General features: G+C 46.6%; 1 pseudogene. It reads right to left on the bottom strand.

The annotated features are described in order from the left end of the window. Window positions 1-397: pseudogene (locus CBI42_RS11465) on the bottom strand (NAD(P)H-dependent glycerol-3-phosphate dehydrogenase); the annotation flags it as partial.

Raw genomic sequence — 397 nt, 5'->3', positions numbered from 1 at the left:
ATCACCAACACCTGACAACCCAATGAAAGTCAATGGGTTAGCACCAAATGAGGTCCCAAGTCGGGAAATTTCAGCAAGGCCTCGAGTCATTAAGGCTGCCTTGGCATTGTCTTTATATCCCAGTCCATACAATGCGCCGGCACCAAGGGCGATGATGTTTTTCAATGCGGCACCGATTTCAACGCCGATAACATCGTCACTGGTATAAACTCGGAAATAATTATTCATGAATAAGCCTTGGATCTCTTTGGCTGCATGAGCATTGTCACTTGCCACGGTGACCAGCGTAATATCATGAGTCACCACGTCTTCGGCCTGACTTGGTCCTGAGAGAACCGAAATTGACTTGCGGTTTTTAGGATCGATTTCCTGAGCCAAAACTTGAGACAATCTCAAG

This window comes from Streptococcus sp. KR (assembly GCF_002238115.1).
GTDB lineage: Bacteria > Bacillota > Bacilli > Lactobacillales > Streptococcaceae > Streptococcus.
The sequence above is the reverse complement of the archived record's forward strand: the minus strand, read 5'-3'. Positions and strand labels throughout refer to the sequence as shown.